Consider the following 17,567-nt stretch of genomic DNA (forward strand, 5'->3'; position numbering starts at 1 on the left):
ACTGCTCCTCGCCGCAGCTTTCATTATCGAACGCCATCTCGACCGCCTCCCGCAGGGGCCGCAGTTCGTCCTTGTGCCGGGCGGTTTTCGTTCTGCCGGGGCCGAATAGATTTTCTCCTAAAAAATCGACTCCCCGCTTCCACGCCGCCAGGAAACGCTCTTCTTTTTCTACCGACTGCTCCAGAACGTTCAGTACGTTGTCCTTGTTCGTCATGACCGTTCTTCTCTCTTGCTCCTCCTGCTGGCTGACTTTTCCTCAGTCCGTGCTCCAAAATAATGTATATCGTCCGCTGATGTTGTCAAACATCGTCTGAAGGAGGAAAAATCCTCTTGAATACCAGATGCAGGGGAAGGTAAAGGAGCAGGGGGATGCCGATGAGGAGAAAGAGCAGGTGGCCGAGAGGGTCGCCGCCGATCAGGACCCCGCCGAATCCGAAAACGAAGTTGATGTTGTGCTCCGGTTCGGAAAAGAAAAATAGAGAGAGGAGCACCGTCCAGGCGAGAAGGGTCTGGGCCGAAAAGGCGCGATGATCATAGCCGAGGCGTCCGAGCAGCCAGAGGAGAAGCGGCGGCAGAAAAAGATGAAAAAGAGAGAACAGTCGCAGGGGCAGGGGCTTGTCGGGGTCGAACATATAGGCGATCGCGGCTAATTCGGGACCGCCGAAGAGCCGCAGCACAAAAGCCGCGATCCAGGCAGTTCCCGGAAGCAGTGCGGCGAGCGCCGCCATTCCCGCAAGGAGGCGGCTTTCCCTCCACAGGGCGCCGAGGACGAGGAACAGGGCCAGGTCGGAAAACCAGAAAAAATGCCACCCGCCGTAGGCTTGACCGTAAACCGGTACCAGGAGGAGAAAGAAGATGGTGTAGGCCCCCTTCAGAAGCAGGGGGAGTCTTTCCGAAGACGAGAGGTCTGCTCTCAAGCCTCGTCCCGGCCAGGGACCCGGACCTGAGGAGGGGCCGCCTCCACGGCGGCGAAGGGCTCGAGAAGCGCCGAATCGATTTTCTTGACGGTCGTATCTTTCATGTTTTCTCCCGTGTTCAGAGGTTTGAGGCTGAAGATTGCAATGGGATCCGGAGCAGGCCATCGACGGTTCAATCCAAAAATATCCCATGGGATTCTTCTGTCAAACGGTCCCAGGTTCTGGTGGAGAAGAAAAGCTTGGTGAAGAAATTCCGGTTTGTATTTATATAAATTCATCGCCAATATGGCTTTATACCCTTCGGTGGCAAGCATCAACCGGTGCCGCCGCATCCTTTTTTTTCTTAAATAATTTCTCCTGGATCTCCTTTCTATAAACAAAAATTTCATATCTCTCGCAGAATTAAATATTATCTGCTTGAATAGATAACAAAATAGGTCATAATAAGGTCAAGCACGTGATGCATCCTTGCGAAAGCTGGCATGGAATTTATACGGAGGAAGTATGCATGTTCTGATTACCGGAGGCGCAGGTTTTATTGGATCCCAGTTGGCTGAATATCATCTGGATCGTGGGGACAAGGTTCATGTCGTCGACGATCTGAGCACCGGATCCAAGGAGAATATTGAAGAATTTGCCGAAAAGCCCGGTTTTCACTTTGATGAGGCGGACATCCTCACCTGGCCGGGCCTCGAAAAAGCGGCGGCCTGGGCGGACAGGGTCTACCATATGGCGGCCGTGGTCGGAGTCTACCGGGTTCTGGCCGAACCGATCAAGGTGCTGTCGACCAATATCGCCGGAACGGAAAGGCTGCTCAGGGCCATCCATGCCGGCGGCTGGTCTCCCCAGGTGATTCTCGCCTCCACCTCGGAGGTGTATGGGCACACCGAGGCGAGGGAGCTGAGGGAGGATGCCCCCCTGGTCATCCAGTCCGGCGCCCGCTCGCGGTGGAACTACGCCGTCAGCAAGCTTGCCGACGAGGCCTTGGGTCTCTCCTACGCCCGGAAGCACGGCCTCCAGATCACCATCGTACGTTTCTGCAACACCATCGGTCCCCGGCAGACCGGCCGGTACGGCATGGTGCTCCCCCGGTTTGTCGCGCAGGCGCTGCGGGGCGAGCCGCTGACGGTCTACGGAGACGGCAACCAGACCCGCTCTTTCTGCGACGTGCGGGATACGGTCGCCGCCCTCGACGCCCTGGCCTCCAATCCCGCCAGCGGCGGAGAAATCGTCAACGTCGGGAACAACAGGGAGATATCCATTCTCGACCTGGCGAAGCTGATCATCCGCACGGCGGAAAGTACCTCCAAGATTAAAAAGATTCCCTATCTGGAGGCATACGGAGAGGATTTCGAGGACATTACCCACCGCCGTCCCGCGCTGGACAAGCTTTTTGGCCTGACAGATTTCAGCCACAACTGGACCCTTGAGGAGACGGTTCAGGACCTTCTCGATCGCTCACGCAACCGGGTCGCAAAGGTGGTGTGATATGGCGACCCTCCCGTATTTCGTGCTGAGCCCCAATACCGTCGTCAGCCTGCTGGGGCTCATGCGCGGGCCTGATCGGACCGTTCCGACTCCCGCGGAGGACTGGCGCGAGGCGGTGGTGGACGTGGTCATCCCCGCTCTCAACGAAGAGAGGAATATTCCCCTCTGTCTGTCGTCCCTGGCCCGGCAGACCCTGAAGCCGCGGAACATCATCCTGGTGGACGACGGCAGCGGCGACCGTACCTGCGAATTCGCCCGGGACTTCGCCGCCTCCATCGGCATGGAGTTGACGGTCATCCAGCGCCGCTCTCCCATCGGCAAGACCCCCACCATCAAGCGGCAGGCCCGGGAGTTCGATTCGGACGTGGAATTCATCCTCGACGGGGACACCGTGCTGGAATCGGAAAATTACCTGGCGCGGGTCGTGGAGGAGCTGTACAAGGGAGCGGGAATCGCCAGCGCCTGCGGGACCATTCTTCCCATCCGGGAGGTGGACCGGAAGCAGGTCATGGCCGATCCGGCGATGGCCGGTTTCCTTGAAACCCATCCGCCGGAGGCCTTCCTGCACCAGGGGGGCCGGCTCTCGCTGCTCCGGAAAAAAATTACCAATGCCTACAGGGACGTTCTCTACAGGTTCCTGCAGCGCTTCATCTATCGCGGCCAGATGACCTTCTTCGGGACCATCACCAACCCCGTAGGCTGTGCCGTCGCTTATCGCCGCCGGTATATCAAGGAACTCTTCGATCATTATGAGCCGATCCTCGGCGACGACCTCACCAATTCGGAAGATATCTTTATCGGATTTGCCCTTCTCGACCAGGGATACCGTAACATCCAGCTCATGGACATCGTCGCCCGCAGCACAGAGCCGGAGGTGAACCGGCTGCCCCGTCAGGTCTACCTGTGGTCATCGTCCTTTCTGCAGAGCTGTTACTACTTCGACGATCTTCTCCGGAGCCCCTTCAAGGGACTCCGCCGACTGCGTCAGAGATGGCGGGAGAAAGGCGTAGAAGACGAGGGACGGAACCGCCGGCGCATCCAGGAGGCTTACCGGCAGCCCTTCGGAATCGATCACAGCCGCAAATACGGCCGGCCCATGGGGTGGATACTCCTTACCTCCGCGGCGGAGAAGATCTTTTTCCCCACGGCCGTGGTCATCATGGTTCTGCTGGGCCTCTGGGAGGCCCTCGTGGTAACTCTCATCGCCGAAACGGCGGTGGCGGTGGCAACGCTGGCCATCATCTCCCCCGGACGGCGCATCCGCGCCTTCTTTCAGGGGCTGGCGACCACTCCCCTGCGGTATTCCCTGCTGATCTGGGATTTCGCCGTTATCGGCCGCTTCGCGAGCGACCTGTGGATCTCCAAGGACAGGCGGTGGCGCAAATGAATCGAAAAATCTGGTGCTTCCTGGCATTGCTGCTGATCATCTCCCTTCATCCGGCACAGGTCCGGGCCGAGGTTCCCGAGTCCGGACTGCGGGCCGAAATGGCCGGCGAATGGGAGGAAGCCCTGTCGATCTACCGTGGGATCCTCTCGCAGGATCCCGGGCGGATAGAGCTCCGGGTGCGCTCCGCTGACATCCTTTCCCGTCTCGGGCGTGCCCAGGAGGCTGCGCAGTCCCTGGAGGAGGTCGCCATCATCACGCCGGGTGATGCGGATATTCACTTCCGTCTCTCCCGTGCCCATGCGGCGGCCGGGAATCCCCGGAAGGCCCTGCAGTCCTGCCTCCGGGCTTCGGAGCTGGCTCCGGAAAACCCGGAATACGTTCGAACCTGTGCCGTTCAGGCCTCCTGGGCAGGCGAGACCGATCTGGCGAGGACGCTCTATGAGCGGCTTCTCTCTCTTGCTCCGGAGGATGCCGATGCCCTCCTGGGACGCGCCCGCACCCGGGCATGGACGGGGGAAGTCGACCTGTCGGTCCGGGATTACCGGGCTTACCTGGAGAAAAAACCCGAAGACCGGGAAGCCCGCATCGAATATGCCCGGGTCCAGGGGTGGCGGGGAGATTCCGCAGAGGGGTTGGAAATCCTGGAGGATTACCGGAAGCGTTTCGGCGCCGATCCCCAAGAGGAGGCTCTGCGCGTCCGACTTCTCGCTGCCGGTGGGCGCCCCCGGCAGGCCCTTTCCGACCTGAATCCCCTTCTGGAGGCGGATCCCGGAAACTTCGATCTCCGGTACACCCGGGTTCTGGCCCTGCACCGGGACAACAGCCCCGCGGATGCCCTGGAAGGCATGGCGTACCTGGAAAAGGTTCGCCCCGATGCACCGGAGGTGCGCGATCTGGGTCTCGTGGTGCGCACCCCTCTTCGCTCCCGGATCGAGCTGACGGGAAATTACTACAACGATTCCGACGATATCTCTAGTTATCGCGGCACCCTGGAGGGAACCTTGTTCCTTTCTCCGGAGACGGCGGTGGAGATCGGGGGCTTTCGCGAAGAGCTGTCCGCCGATCATGGCAGCGGCCTAGAGCGATCGGACGGAGGAGAGGATATCGGCCACGGCGGCTATTGGCTCGGAGCCTCCCGGCGCTTCAGCCCGGTCCTCGCTCTGGGAGGGCGTCTGGGAAGGGGTGTCGTCGAGGATGGCGATGATTACTGGATCTATCGGGTCCGAGCCGACCTGCGGCCGGCCGATTACGTCGATCTGATTCTGGAGCGGGAAAGGGAACTCTATGCCCTCTCGCCCAGGGCCGTTTCCGAAGAAGTCCGCCGCACCGCCAACCGAGCGCGGATTCTCTGGAGACCCGGCCTGCGATACACGGTCGATCTGACCGCCGGCTACGATACCTTCTCCGACGGCAATCGGCGCTGGGAGGCGATCCTGGCGCCTCGCCGGCAGGTGCTTCGCACCGGCTCCTTCAATCTCGACCTGGGAGTCGCCACCTGGTGGTTCGGCTTCGACGAGGACCTCGATCACGGCTATTACGATCCCGGCACCTACCAGCGCCATGCCCTGACCGCCTTCGGATACTGGAAAATCGGCGACGACCACGGCCTGGGACTGACCGCCGGACTGGGGGTGCAGAAGGATGAAGAGATGAGCGGCTACCGCTTCGGCGAGGACGTTGCCCTGGAAGGGATCTTCGGCATTTTCAGCGACTGGATGTTGAGGACGTCCCTGAGCTATGCCGACAGGGACCAGGAGAGCGGCAGTTTCGACGGATTCTCCGCGCAGGTGAAGCTTACCCGGCGCTTCTGAGGGGGACACGCAACCTGAAGCGCAGGCCCCCGCACAGAACCGGAGGGGGAGGGCCGCTCTCGAAGTTCAGCGAGACATTCTACGGCCGCCCCGGCTGCCGCCCATGCCTCCCATCCCCCCGCCCGAATCCATGCCGCCGCGGCCACCGAAGAAGTCGCGGCGCATTTCCTCCCGACGCCGACTCTGTTCCTCCGGAGGGAGTCCCTTAAGTTTCTGCATTTCCTCTCGCAGGCGGCGTTGCCGTTCGGGGTCGAGCTGCCGGTATTGCTGGAACATCCGGCGAAGGTTCTCGCGGCGTTCGGGGGAAAACTGTTGCCAACGGCGGAATCGCTCCTGCAGTTGCGCCTGCTGCTGCGGATCCATCTCCTGGAAACGCGCCATGTTCTGCTGCATTTGTTGCTGCTGCTCCGGAGAGAGCTGCTGATACTGCCGGTAGCGCTCACGAAGAGCCTCCTTCTCCGCGGGAGACAGCCGCTGCCAACGCTGCTGGGCTTCCCGGTCGAGGGGGATTTCCGCCGTCAGGTCCGGCTTGGCCGTCGCTTCCCCGGTACCGGCAGCGAGTGCGCTCACCGGCGAGAGAAGCAGCAACAGTACGCATGCAATGCGAATCGCGATCATTTTTTGTCCTCCGAGTCAGCCTTGATTTCCCTCTCGAGGAGATCCATGTCCTTCAGCAGTTCCATCAGCTGCAGCAGCTCCATTTTTCGGATCACTTGCCGGTCCTCGTCGCTGATCTCGAGTTTCTCCGCCGAGATTTCCTCGGTCTCCCGGCTTTCTTCAGCTAGTCCTGAAGCCGGCAATAAGAGCGGCATTCCGGCGAGGAATAAGGCGCACAGTATCCGTCTCATCCACTGATCCCCGTTTCTTCCAGCTCCTGGAGCAGATCCAGATTCTCCAGCAGTTCCAGGTTGAGCAAAAGTTCGGGCTCCGGCAGGCGTTCGATTTCGGCGTCGGTTTGCAGGGCCATTTCCTGGGACGGCTGCTGCGGAGCGGGAGCCGGCGAGTGCAGGGTGACCATCAGCAGCACCGCAGCGGTGGCGGCGAGGGACCATCCGAAGGCCGGTCTGAAGGATTGCCGCAGTCTTGGGCGAATGCGTCGGACCACCCGCTCGTTGAAGGCCCGGATTTCTCCCGGGGAAAATTCCGGCTCCCTTTTCGGCAGGATTTTCAGAGTCGACCGCAGCAGAGCCAGTTCGCGGCGGCAGGCGGAACATCCCTGCAGATGTTTTTCCATCCCGAGGCGATCGGCCCTCTCCAGTTCACCGTAATGAAAGAGAGTCATATTTTCACGCAGGCAGGGTGAGTCTTCGTGTGGATTGTTCATGACGATTCCTCTTGCAGGTCTTTAAGTTCCCGGCGCAGCACTCGAACGGCCCGGTGCAGGTGGGCCTTGACGGTTCCCTCCTCCAATCCCAGTACCGTGGCAATCTCTCGCAGGGGCATCTCCTCGTGATGCCGCAAGGTAAACACCACCCGCTGCCGGGCTGAGAGCCGCTGCATGGCCAGATCGATGCGCTGCCGGATCTCGCCGTCGAAGCAGCTCTCCCCCGGAGAGGCGGCGGGATCCGGCACGAAATCCATGGGATCGGCTTCTTCGTTGCTGCGGCGGAAGAAGAAGATCCGCTCCCGCAGTTTCCGCCGCCGCAGATGGTCGATGGCCAAGCGGGTTACCGTTCGGTACAGCCAGGTCGCAACCGAACTGTCGCCGCGAAAATCGCCGATACTGCGATGCAGCCGCAAAAAAGCTTCCTGGGCTATCTCCTCGGCATCTTCCCGGACTCCCACAAGCCGCCAGGCCAAGGAGAGAAGACGTGGGGAGTGGGCGCCGACAAGGGTCTCGAAACCCGTGTCATCCCCTTCCCTGATCCGGGTCAGAAGCGCTTTCTCCAAACAGGTATCCATCCTTTGAAAGTATCCGCGCCTTCTCTTCGTGTCAATCACCGATGACCTGTTCGGCCCATTCCGCACACCCGGGTCCCGCCGGGGTCCGCTTCTATCTCTTTAGACGAAGTTCGCGGCAAAAGGTTTACCGACGCCACTAAACATCCCTGAAGAACTTTTCTCGTAAACCTTTCGAGTGCGGCATCGTCTAAGAGAGCAAAGGCCATGAGTATCGAGGTTCTCACTGGTTTGAAACCGAGCTTATTAAAAAAGGAGAAAACGAGCCATGAAAAACAGAACATTTCTGATCATGTTTCTTACAGCCGCTCTGAGTCTGGGAATAGCGGGAATATCTTTCGCCCGCGGCGGCGGCATGGGCGGCGGCAGTATGGGCGGTAGTATGGGCGGCAACGGTTCCGGCTTCGGCAGCCAGGGTTCCTTCCATTCTTCCCGCCAGGGGACGGGCGGCCCGTCGGGAAGAGGTTACCAGCAGGGGCAAGTTCGGAACGGGGACGAAATCCAGCACCGTAGCCAGGATCAGTACCAGAATCAGGACCGGCAGCACAATCAGGATCGCTATCAGGAAAACCGGCGGGGAGAAATCGGCAGCCCCGCTCCCGGCAATACCCAGGACAGGGACGGTCGCCAGGGCGGCAACAACGGCAACCATTACGGGCAGGACGGCGGCAACTACGGCCAGGGGGAGAATCATCGCGCCACTCCGGCAACTCCGGCGCAGCCCGGCAATCCCGGTGAGAGAGCGACGCCGGCCATTCCGGCATCCCCGGCTGGATAAATAAACTCTAAGGAGTTATAGTGCTGAGGCAGTCTCTGGAGCAGGGGCTGCCTCGCCTATTCACTTTATTCAGGAGGTCATCCGTATGGCAAGAGGTCGTTTGAGGAAAACAATCGTCGGGGTGATAGTCTTGGCTGTAGCGGCCCTTTTTGTCGCTGCTCCCTCCTTCGCCGCAGAGACCAAAAAGTTCAGCGTCGGACTGGGAATGAACTTCGCCACAGGCGATTACGGCACCGACAGCACCACCGATTCACTCCGTGTGCCGTTTACCATAGATTATTTTCCGACCGAGCGTCTCGATTTCGAACTGGTCATCCCCTATCTTTACCAGGACAACAGCAATACAATCCTTTCTGGAGGGACGCGTTTTCCCTTCGAACGCCACGGGGGCATGCGACAAACCTCCTTCGATACCAGCGATTCGCAAAGCGGCCTCGGCGACATTTCCCTTACTACCGGTTATCTCCTGCTGACCAGGAGCAAAACCCTCCCCAGCGTGCGAGCCCTGCTTTATCTGAAATTCCCGACGGCTGACGAGGACGAAGGCCTGGGTACCGGCGAATTCGACATCGGAGCGGGTATCGGAGCGGCCAAATGGTTCGGCCTCTGGTATACCTTTGCGGAAGGCCGCTATATATTCCAGGGTTCCAACTCGGATCTTGGGCTGAAGGACTACGGTACACTGGAAGGGGAACTCGGATACCGGATGACGGAGAGATTTCTTCCCACTGTCTCGCTGTGGTGGTCCACCCCACCAGCGGATGATGCCTCCGACCTGGTGGAGGCAAGGATCAACGGGACCTACTGGATCACGGACGACGTTTTCCTGGAGGGTTATCTGGGCAAAGGCCTCTCCGACGAAACTGCCGATTATGGCGCCGGTCTGACCGTCTTCTACCGCTTCTAGCAGGCTGATGAAAAACGCCCATCTGCGGCGTTGGCCTCATCCTTCGTCAACGACGTACCTTCCAGGTACGCCTTATTCCTCAGGATTTCAGCCGCCTTGCATCTGGACATTTTTGATCAGCCTGGAGAAAACCGCCTTTTCAACACCCCCAAGGCGGCAAGGACGGGATAAGGAGCATTCTGCTTGTAAAGAGCCGGCCGCCGGATAAGATTGGACCAGGTGCCAGTCATGGAACCGTCGGAGGCAACCGGTGCGTCAGGATTCTTTTCCTCCCTGGGTCCGGCAGTTTCTTTTGCCGGTCACGATTCTTCTCCTTCTTCTCGGGGTTCCCTACCTTCTGCGTCCCGTCGCCCGAGTCCTGCTGGCGGTCTTTGCCGGCGTTCTCCTGGCTGTCTTTCTGGACGGCTGTGCCGCCCTGTTGCGCCGGGCTGTTCCCATCCCGCGCGGCTTCGCCCTGGCAACGGTTATTCTCCTGATCTTTTTAGGCTTTGCCGGACTGATCTGGGCCGGAGGGGCGCAGGTTGCCGATCAGGCCACAAGCCTGGTGGAGCGCCTGCCGGAGGCGGTGGAAAAAGTTCGCTCCTATCTCAAAGAAAGCGAATGGCTCCGCCGCCTATTTTCCTGGATCTCGCAAGGGGGCGGAGGGACGGGGGGGATTCTCGGCAATCTCACCACGTTCTTTTCCTCTACCCTAGAGGCTTTCGCCCATACGTTCATCATCATCTTCACCGGGGTTTACGTGGCTGTCAATCCGGGGGTCTACAGCAATGCCCTTCTGAAACTGATGCCGCGGAAAAGGCGGCTCCGGGGTCGGGAGATTCTGGGGGAACTGGGCCAGGTGATGCGTTACTGGCTGCTGGGCCGTCTGGCGTCGATGACGGTCGTCGGTTTCCTGACGGCGACAGGTCTGCTGCTGATCGGCGCGCCTTTGGCCCTCATCCTCGGGGTCATTGCCGGACTCCTCTCCTTCATCCCTTTCCTCGGGCCTTTACTCTCGGCGGTCCCGGCCATTCTGGTCGGCCTGACCGAAAGTCCGAAAGTGGCGCTGGAGGTTGTTCTTGTTTTTGTCGTCGTCCAATTCATCGAAAGCAATCTGCTCACTCCCCTGATCGAACGCCGAGCGGTGACGATGCCCCCCGCCTTCGTCGTCGCCGGCCAGTTTATGATGGCGGTTCTTCTCGGATTCTACGGCGTCCTTTTGGCCACGCCCCTGATCGTCCTCTTTACGGTCCTCGTGCAGATGCTCTATATCCAGGATACCCTGGGTGAACCGGTAAGAATCCTGGGAGATCATAGGAACGATGACAATGAGGAATAACGGTTTCGTGGATCGGCCGATCCTGCTGTGGAGAGACAAGATCTTTCCGTCGGCTTCGAAGGATGAGTCATGTCCGACGCGAAGAAGGTGAATACCGTCGTTCTGGCCGGGGGGATCAACCGCATCACCCTTTTTGACGGTGCTGCACCCTCCTATAAGGCCTTGCTCCCCTTTGCGGGAAGGCCGTGCATCCAGTATGTTCTCGATGCCCTGAAGACGGTCCCTGAAACGGCCAGGGTATGTCTTGTAGGTCCGGTGGAGGAACTGCGCCGGGCCGTCGAGGAACCCGACCGCTACGAGTATGTGCCCGACGGGCGGACCTTTGGCGGAAGCGTCTTCAGGGGACTGGAGCATTTCCGGGATTCGGCGGAAATTCTTTTCGTTACCGCCGACCTTCCGCTGCTCACCTCCTCTCCGATAGCCGGTTTTCTCGATCTCTGCCATAGAAAGAAGAAAAACGGGCGGCAGCTCTTTTTCAGTGTGGTCGATCGGCTTCATTTTACCGGCCCTTACCGGGAAGCGCCCAAACGCTGCTCGCGCTTCCGTGACATGACCGTCTGCCACGGCAACCTGGCCCTGCTGCACCCGGGGATATTTGAAGGGAAGGGGCCCATTTCCCGTGACAGGCTCGATTCCATTTACCGCAACCGGAAAAAAACACTTCAGACCTGCTGGGCCTTCGGCTGGCCCTTCGCTCTCGGCTATCTTCTCGGAGGCAGCATGCTGCGTCTTTTTACCCTGGATCAGGTTCTCCGCACCGCATCGAATCGATTCAAAGTGGAACTGGTTCCCGTTTTTCTCTATGATCCGGAGATCGCGGTGGACGTGGATGAGCCGGCCGATTACGAATTCGCAAGGCATCTGCTGGAGAGTCGGGCGGAGGCGAAGATGAACGGAAAACCTCGTGACTCACAATGAAATGTTTATTGAAAACAATCAAATAATCAGCTATAAGTCGCTCATCACTAAAAAACCAATCTCCTTTCTCCGATAAGAGCAACCCCGGAGTAATCCAGGGACGCAGAGTCGCGGGTCCGTTCTGAACGGATAGCCGGTCCGCCGAAGAGAAGGATGACTTTCCCGGCTTTCCCTCAGAAGGAGTCGGGGAGGTTGTGCTCCATCTTCGGCAGAAGATGGATTTTTTATTGCAGCAATCTCGGCGCCGGTCATGGTTCCCTTCCTGCGTCGCTGGGGCCTCTTGTTTCTTACCCGGGATGTCGAAAACCACCGCCGACATCCTGTTTTTCTGTCTGAGCATCCTTTTCGCATCGGCTTTTTCGGAAATGGGTCTGGTTTCCGCGCCCTCTATCATGGTGAAGGCTATTTTCCTTTACCTGGGGATAAAAACGCTGGTGACCGAAAGTAAGAAGATGTCTGAATTTGCCGTGGGGTCTGTATTGGCTGTCTTGCTGATTGTGGTGTCCGGAACGGAGTTGAGTAGAAGAAATAAGTACTTTTGTGATTAAAACCATGAAATTGGTTGCAATATGATTATAATCTGTATTGAATTACAATAATTGTCTGTGTTTTTACCTGTCGTTTACCGACCAAGGAGGCGTTTAATGAAAAATTTGCCGTTGCTTGTTGTTTTCTTTGCAGTACTTGCAAGTACTCCATTTGCGAAAAAATGCGATGCTGCAATCCGTCCGGGGGCCATGACTCTGAGCCTTTCTGCCGGAGAATACCAATTCGAGGGAAATCAGATCATTGAAGATACCACTCTCGAAGACTCCCCTGTCTACGATTTCGCCATCGGCTACAACTTCAGTCGCCGATGGGCTCTGGAAGGTGTGTTCAGCTATATCGATTCGGAAGCTACTTCGGGACCGGTCGACAATGTCGATGTGTTTGCTGCGCACCTGGATCTTCTTTATCATTTCAGGCCCGAAAGAGATTTTGTCCCCTACCTCGCCGCAGGTCTTGGAGGCTTCAGCATTCATCCGGGGGGGGACAGCGACGAGAACGCTCTTTTCAACCTCGGTGCCGGTTTCAAGTATTTCTTCACGGACAATGTCGGTTTCAGGGCCGACGTCCGGGGCCTTCTCAACATCGACGATGACGATGAGCGGGAACGCGATGTTTACAAAAACATTTCCTATACGGGTGGCCTGATTTTCCAGTTCGGCGGCGGTCCCAAAGTACCCAAAGTATCTGCAGAGCCTCTTGCCAGGGACAAGGACCAGGATGGTGTGATCGACCAGTATGATCGGTGTCCCGATACAGCGGAAGGCGTTGTCGTTGATGCCTCCGGGTGTCCCCAGGACAGGGACGGCGATGGCGTCCCCAACTTCAGGGATCTTTGTCCAGGAACACCTGCCGGAGCGGTGGTGGACAGCCAGGGTTGTACCGTCGACACCGACATGGACGGAGTCCCCGACGGTCTCGATCTCTGTCCCGATACCGCCCGGGGCGTCGCCGTTGACGAAAAAGGATGTTCCGAGACGCCAATGACGGATGCGGACGGTGATGGAGTGAAGGACGGCGACGACAAGTGTCCCAATACTCCGGAGGGGATGCCCGTGAACTCCTATGGCTGTCCCCGGGACGATGATGGCGACGGTGTCTTTGATTTCGAGGACCAATGCCCCGATACTCCCGAGGGTTCCGTCGTCGGCCCCGATGGGTGCCCCTTGCCTGTTGAGGCGGCGCCCTTGACACTGCGGCTCGAATTCGAATCAGGCGATGCGACGGTGCGTCCCGAGTTTGCCGGTGAACTCGAAAGAGCCTCCGACTTCATCAAGGCTCATCCCAACAGCCGCATCATCATCGAAGGGCACACGGACAGTGTCGGTTCGGCATCTTCAAATCTCGCCCTTTCCCAGGCACGTGCCGAAAGCGTGCGGGACTATCTGATAAGCCATTTCGGCGCCGATGCTCAAAGGATCGAGGCAAAGGGTTACGGTGAGGCGCGCCCCGTAGAAGACAACTCGACTCCGGAAGGCAGGATGCAGAATCGTCGGGTTGTGATTACCCTTATCCCGGGTTCGTAACCGAATATAGGCAATGCACCGGGGCCGGATTTTTCCGGCCCCTTTTTCGTGGTTCGTTCCCTTGATTTTGGTCTGGGCGTTTGCAACAATAGACCCGTCCCCTGATATGCGGATCTTCTTCCCGTCTCCTTTCGGAAGACCGGCAGAAAAGATCACCCGTTAAGGGAATTCCATTCCGGCCACACGAGCGCCTGAAATGGGGTAAATTTGAGTGACGGGCATGCCGCCCGTCGCGAATGCCGACAAGAGAAACGGTCCACATCTAGTTATGCGTCATTCAATTTTCAGAGATGTCTTCTGGGGGCGGCTTCGCCGCAATCGCCTGGCGGTGTTCGGTGCGGTTATCGTCGCCGGGATGTTTATCCTGGCCCTGATTGCCCCTCTGGTGGCCCGGGATCCGGGGGCTATCGATATCGCCCATCGATTGCAGTCTCCGAGTTGGGCCTACCCCATGGGGACGGACGATCTCGGCCGCGATGTGCTGGCCCGCATCCTTTACGGCGCACGTATTTCCCTGCTGGTCGGGTTTGTTGCCGTCGGCATCGCCTCCTTTATCGGAGTGATTCTCGGGGCGCTGGCCGGTTATTACGGGCGCTGGGTCGATGGGGTGATCATGCGCTTCGTCGATCTCATGCTCTGTTTCCCCACCTTTTTCCTGATCCTCGCCGTAATCGCCTTTCTCGAGCCATCCATCTGGAATATCATGATCATCATCGGACTCACCAGCTGGATGGGGGTGGCCAGGTTGGTGCGGGCTGAATTCCTGTCTCTGCGGGAGCGTGATTTCGTGCATGCGGCCAAGGCCCTGGGGGCCGCGGATACTCGGGTAATCTTCCGGCATGTCCTTCCGAACGCCCTCTCTCCTGTTCTCGTCTCCGCCACCCTCGGGGTGGCCGGAGCCATTCTCACCGAAAGTGCGCTTTCCTTTCTGGGCATCGGCGTGCAGCCGCCTACCCCCTCCTGGGGGAACATGCTGATTGCCGGCAAACAGACCCTCGGGACGGCCTGGTGGCTCTCCGCTTTCCCCGGCCTGGCGATTCTCATCACCGTTCTGGGATATAACCTTCTGGGCGAGGGGATCCGCGACGCGTTCGATCCCCGCCTGCAGGAATGACGGGCGCGGAAAGAGAGATTTTCGAATGGGAAATGCACAATTAAGTCATTCCATGTCCCCCTCGGAACTGGTTCTGGCCCGCTGCCGGGCGTTCGGCGGGGGGAATTTCGGTTTTATTTACGACAGTTATCATCCCGAATCTTATTTCCGTGCCCAGTTTCCCAGTCGGCGCGCCTATCTGCGTCACGGCGCCAGCTCTCTTGCCGCTGATTTCCGCATCAGGGAGTGCCGTATCCTGAAGGAACAGATTAACGGGGAGGAGGCGCGGGTGCTGTTCTATCTGGACGCTTTCTTTCGTGATGAACGGGCGGAGAGCTTCGAGCTCTCCTCCTTTCGCATGACGGCTGAAGGCTGGCGGTACCACTCCAGCCAGAAGCTGGCGCGCAGGGAATTTGCCGGAGAGATCGAAGAAATTGGCTTTCGGGATTTCGAGAACGTGCAGGACAAAGTCTTTTTCTGAGACTCACCGTGCCGCTCTCAGGGAAAAAACAGCAGAGCTTTTAATGCAGATCATTGATGAAAAACTTCTCGACCACGTGTCCACGGCCGCCCGGGGCAGCAGCCGCCTGCGAAAGAACCACAACCTCCATGCCGATTATGACGAACCATGCCAGCGCCTGCTCAATGCAGTCGAACCCGGCTCCTACATCCGTCCCCATCGTCACCTGACCCCGCCGAAACCCGAGACCTTTGTCGCCTTGCGCGGGAGCTTCGCCGCCCTGATCTTCGGGGATTCGGGGGAAGTTGAACAAGTGATTCCCTTCAGTGCCGGTGGCGGAACAAAAGGGGTGGACATCCAGGCCGGGGCTTGGCATGCCATCGTTTCCCTGGAGAGCGGATCGATTTTTTTTGAGACCAAACCAGGGCCCTATGTCCCACTTTCAGACAAGGACTGGGCCCCCTGGGCCCCGGCCGAAGGAAGCCCCGAAGCGCCGGCCTATATGGCCGCGCTGGAAGAGATTATCAGGAAAGAAGCAAGACTTATTTTTACAAGGGATGAAGGGGATGAAGGGGAAAATCCCTGTTCGCATGGTTTTTAAGCTTAGATTTTCGATCTTGTGGTTTATCGTCTTCTTTCCGCTGATATGCCATCCCTTAAGGAGGTGATGTGAACAATCGCATCGAACGCGCCCACTGGGCCAGTCGCTTCGGTTTCGTACTGGCGGCGGCGGGAAGCGCCATCGGTCTGGGGAATATCTGGAAATTCCCTTACATCACCGGAAAGAACGGAGGCGGCGCTTTCGTTCTGGTCTATCTGCTATGCATCGTGCTGGTGGGGCTTCCCATCATGATGGCCGAGTTTCTCATCGGCCGGCACGGCCAGCGCGATGCAGTGGGCTCCTTCGAGTCCCTGGAAGGGAAAGGGAGCCCGTGGCGGCTGGTCGGCTGGGGGGGCGTGGCGGCTTCCTTCATCCTGCTCTCCTTCTACGCGGTCGTGGCCGGCTGGAGCTTCGATTACATCTTCAAGTCGGCCTCCGGTAGTCTGGGAGGGAAGACGCCGGAGCAGATCAACGACCTGTTCGGCGCTCTCGTCGCCGATCCCGGCCGAGTCATCTTCTGGCAGTTTCTCTTCATGGCTGCCACGGTGGGAATCGTTCTCGGAGGCGTGCGGGGAGGGATCGAGCGCTGGAGCAAGATCCTGATGCCCGTTCTCTTCCTGCTCCTGCTTCTTCTTTTCATTCGGGGCATGTCCTCACCCGGGGCCCAGGCGGGACTGGAATTCATGTTCCGCCCCGATTTCTCCCGGATTACCCCCGAGGCGCTTCTCGATGCCCTCGGGCACGCTTTCTTCACCCTCTCCCTTGGGGCGGCGACCATGATCACCTACGGTTCATACCTCCCCCCCGATTCGGACCTGTTCACCCTTTCCGTGAGGATAACCCTCCTCGACACCCTGGTCGCCCTGCTCGCCGGGCTGGCGATCTTTCCCGTTGTTTTCGCTGCCGGTCTTGAACCGGGAAGCGGGCCGGGGCTGGTCTTTCAGACGATTCCCATCGTCCTTGCCGGTCTTCCCTTCGGCTCGTTTCTTGCCCTGATTTTCTTCATCCTTCTGGCTTTCGCCGCTCTTTCCTCCTCCATTTCCATGCTGGAGGTTTCCGTGGCCTACCTGATCGACGAGAAAGGGTGGCGAAGGAACCGTGCGACCGTTCTGGTCGGCTCGCTGGCCTTCGTTCTGGGGATCCCTTCGGCCCTCTCCTTCAATCGATGGGCGGAGCTGAAACCTCTTTTCGATAGGACCTTCTTTGATCTTTTCGATCTGCTGGTTTCCTCGTACATGCTCCCCCTGGGAGGGATGTTCGTGGCCCTTTATGCCGGCTGGTTCTGGAAGGGAGAAGAGGAAAAGAACGAGCTGGCGGCCTCCGCCCCCCGCCCCTGGCTCTTTCCCGTCTGGCACTTTCTGCTGAGATACATTACCCCTGCGGCGGTCCTGATCATTCTGCTCAATCAGATGGGAATCTGGGGTTAAATCAAAACCTGAACTTTTCTAATAAAGGTGTGTTTGGAACAGGAGGAAACCCATGGTAGGATACCGCTTCACCATCCCCTATACGGTCAGGGTGGCCGACGTGAACTACGGCGGTCATGTGGCCAATTCGGCCGTCCTGAATTTTTTTCAGGATGCCCGCATCTCCTACCTGGCCCACCTGGGTCCTTTCGGCGAGCTGGATATCGGCGAGGGATGCGGAATCATCCTGCCCGAGGCCCGGGTGAGTTATCTTGCCGAAATGTTTCTCGGCGACCGTCTGGAGATCGGAGTGCGGGTGACGGAAGTGCGCAAATCCGCCTTCGTCATGGAATATCGCATCGAAAGGGAAGGGAAGCCAATGGCCGAGGGGACGACCGGCCTGGTGTCTTTCGATTATCAGTCGCGCAGAGCGAAACGTCTCCCCGGACTTTTTCGTCAGGCAATAACCGATTTCGAGGCCGGTCAGGATGGGACTTGAAGGGGTTGCACTC

General features: G+C 58.7%; 20 protein-coding genes and 1 riboswitch. Of the genes, 14 read left to right on the forward strand and 6 right to left on the reverse strand.

All coding sequences use genetic code 11. The features are described from left to right. A partial coding sequence (locus DTF_RS22720) for a hypothetical protein (protein WP_193352692.1) occupies positions 1 to 214 on the reverse strand: 214 nt, incomplete at its 3' end. Between the two features lie 85 nt (positions 215 to 299). Continuing rightward, a complete protein-coding gene (locus DTF_RS22725) occupies positions 300 to 917 on the reverse strand; it encodes a hypothetical protein (RefSeq protein WP_035056376.1) in 618 nt (205 codons plus the stop codon). A 504-nt stretch (positions 918 to 1,421) separates the two neighbouring features. Here DTF_RS22725 and DTF_RS0108720 point away from each other — a divergent pair. Genes DTF_RS0108720 through DTF_RS0108730 form a run of 3 tightly spaced genes read left to right on the forward strand, consistent with a single transcriptional unit; the run spans position 1,422 to position 5,603 of the window. Then, a complete protein-coding gene (locus DTF_RS0108720; RefSeq protein ID WP_027715010.1) occupies positions 1,422 to 2,405 on the forward strand; it encodes an NAD(P)-dependent oxidoreductase in 984 nt (327 codons plus the stop codon). Between the two features lies 1 nt (position 2,406). Continuing rightward, on the forward strand, positions 2,407 to 3,792 hold the full coding sequence (locus DTF_RS0108725) for a glycosyltransferase (RefSeq protein ID WP_027715011.1): 1,386 nt from the start codon (positions 2,407 to 2,409) through the stop codon (positions 3,790 to 3,792). Further along, a complete protein-coding gene (locus tag DTF_RS0108730) occupies positions 3,789 to 5,603 on the forward strand; it encodes a tetratricopeptide repeat protein (protein ID WP_027715012.1) in 1,815 nt (604 codons plus the stop codon). The genes DTF_RS0108725 and DTF_RS0108730 overlap by 4 nt, the downstream gene beginning before the upstream one ends. 66 nt (positions 5,604 to 5,669) lie before the next feature. Here DTF_RS0108730 and DTF_RS0108735 read toward each other — a convergent pair whose 3' ends face one another. From DTF_RS0108735 to DTF_RS0108750, 4 genes are read right to left on the reverse strand one after another with little or no spacing between them, the layout of a single operon-like run. After that, positions 5,670 to 6,221, reverse strand: a complete 552-nt coding sequence (locus tag DTF_RS0108735) for a DUF3106 domain-containing protein (RefSeq protein ID WP_027715013.1) — start codon at positions 6,219 to 6,221, stop codon at positions 5,670 to 5,672. Next, positions 6,218 to 6,451 (reverse strand): hypothetical protein, encoded by a 234-nt coding sequence (locus DTF_RS0108740; RefSeq protein WP_027715014.1) that lies wholly within the window; start codon positions 6,449 to 6,451, stop codon positions 6,218 to 6,220. Before DTF_RS0108740 ends, DTF_RS0108735 begins: the two co-directional genes overlap by 4 nt. Further along, on the reverse strand, positions 6,448 to 6,927 hold the full coding sequence (locus tag DTF_RS0108745) for a zf-HC2 domain-containing protein (protein WP_027715015.1): 480 nt from the start codon (positions 6,925 to 6,927) through the stop codon (positions 6,448 to 6,450). The genes DTF_RS0108740 and DTF_RS0108745 overlap by 4 nt, the downstream gene beginning before the upstream one ends. Then, positions 6,924 to 7,505, reverse strand: a complete 582-nt coding sequence (locus DTF_RS0108750) for an RNA polymerase sigma factor (protein WP_027715016.1) — start codon at positions 7,503 to 7,505, stop codon at positions 6,924 to 6,926. Before DTF_RS0108750 ends, DTF_RS0108745 begins: the two co-directional genes overlap by 4 nt. 265 nt (positions 7,506 to 7,770) lie before the next feature. Here DTF_RS0108750 and DTF_RS26485 point away from each other — a divergent pair, with 265 nt between their 5' ends. From DTF_RS26485 to DTF_RS22745, 11 genes are all read left to right on the forward strand, one after another. Continuing rightward, the gene (locus tag DTF_RS26485) at positions 7,771 to 8,280 is read left to right on the forward strand and encodes a hypothetical protein (RefSeq protein ID WP_155890765.1); all 510 of its coding nucleotides are present in this window, start codon (positions 7,771 to 7,773) and stop codon (positions 8,278 to 8,280) included. Positions 8,281 to 8,365: 85 nt separating this feature from the next. Beyond that, the gene (locus tag DTF_RS22730; protein ID WP_081702875.1) at positions 8,366 to 9,187 is read left to right on the forward strand and encodes a transporter; all 822 of its coding nucleotides are present in this window, start codon (positions 8,366 to 8,368) and stop codon (positions 9,185 to 9,187) included. Positions 9,188 to 9,437: 250 nt separating this feature from the next. Further along, the gene (locus DTF_RS22735; RefSeq protein WP_051361180.1) at positions 9,438 to 10,505 is read left to right on the forward strand and encodes an AI-2E family transporter; all 1,068 of its coding nucleotides are present in this window, start codon (positions 9,438 to 9,440) and stop codon (positions 10,503 to 10,505) included. 69 nt (positions 10,506 to 10,574) lie between these two features. After that, a complete protein-coding gene (locus DTF_RS0108770; protein WP_027715018.1) occupies positions 10,575 to 11,423 on the forward strand; it encodes a nucleotidyltransferase family protein in 849 nt (282 codons plus the stop codon). A 67-nt stretch (positions 11,424 to 11,490) separates the two neighbouring features. Then, positions 11,491 to 11,569, forward strand: a riboswitch (cyclic di-GMP riboswitch). A gap of 48 nt (positions 11,570 to 11,617) precedes the next feature. Next, positions 11,618 to 11,971 (forward strand): hypothetical protein, encoded by a 354-nt coding sequence (locus DTF_RS26490; protein ID WP_027715019.1) that lies wholly within the window; start codon positions 11,618 to 11,620, stop codon positions 11,969 to 11,971. A 96-nt stretch (positions 11,972 to 12,067) separates the two neighbouring features. Then, positions 12,068 to 13,495, forward strand: a complete 1,428-nt coding sequence (locus DTF_RS0108780; RefSeq protein ID WP_027715020.1) for an OmpA family protein — start codon at positions 12,068 to 12,070, stop codon at positions 13,493 to 13,495. Positions 13,496 to 13,763: 268 nt separating this feature from the next. Continuing rightward, positions 13,764 to 14,609 carry an ABC transporter permease gene (locus DTF_RS0108785; protein WP_027715021.1) on the forward strand — a complete coding sequence of 282 codons (846 nt, stop codon included), beginning with the start codon at positions 13,764 to 13,766 and terminating at the stop codon, positions 14,607 to 14,609. 25 nt (positions 14,610 to 14,634) lie between these two features. After that, positions 14,635 to 15,069 carry a YchJ family metal-binding protein gene (locus DTF_RS0108790; protein WP_027715022.1) on the forward strand — a complete coding sequence of 145 codons (435 nt, stop codon included), beginning with the start codon at positions 14,635 to 14,637 and terminating at the stop codon, positions 15,067 to 15,069. 43 nt (positions 15,070 to 15,112) lie between these two features. Beyond that, positions 15,113 to 15,649, forward strand: coding sequence for a WbuC family cupin fold metalloprotein (locus DTF_RS22740; RefSeq protein WP_081702876.1), 537 nt, complete (start codon positions 15,113 to 15,115; stop codon positions 15,647 to 15,649). Between the two features lie 68 nt (positions 15,650 to 15,717). After that, the gene (locus DTF_RS0108800; RefSeq protein WP_027715023.1) at positions 15,718 to 17,076 is read left to right on the forward strand and encodes a sodium-dependent transporter; all 1,359 of its coding nucleotides are present in this window, start codon (positions 15,718 to 15,720) and stop codon (positions 17,074 to 17,076) included. A gap of 52 nt (positions 17,077 to 17,128) precedes the next feature. Continuing rightward, positions 17,129 to 17,554, forward strand: coding sequence for a thioesterase family protein (locus tag DTF_RS22745; protein WP_051361181.1), 426 nt, complete (start codon positions 17,129 to 17,131; stop codon positions 17,552 to 17,554). The last annotated feature ends 13 nt before the right edge of the window (positions 17,555 to 17,567 follow it).

The organism is Desulfuromonas sp. TF (assembly GCF_000472285.1).
In the GTDB taxonomy this organism is placed as follows: Bacteria; Desulfobacterota; Desulfuromonadia; order Desulfuromonadales; family ATBO01; genus ATBO01.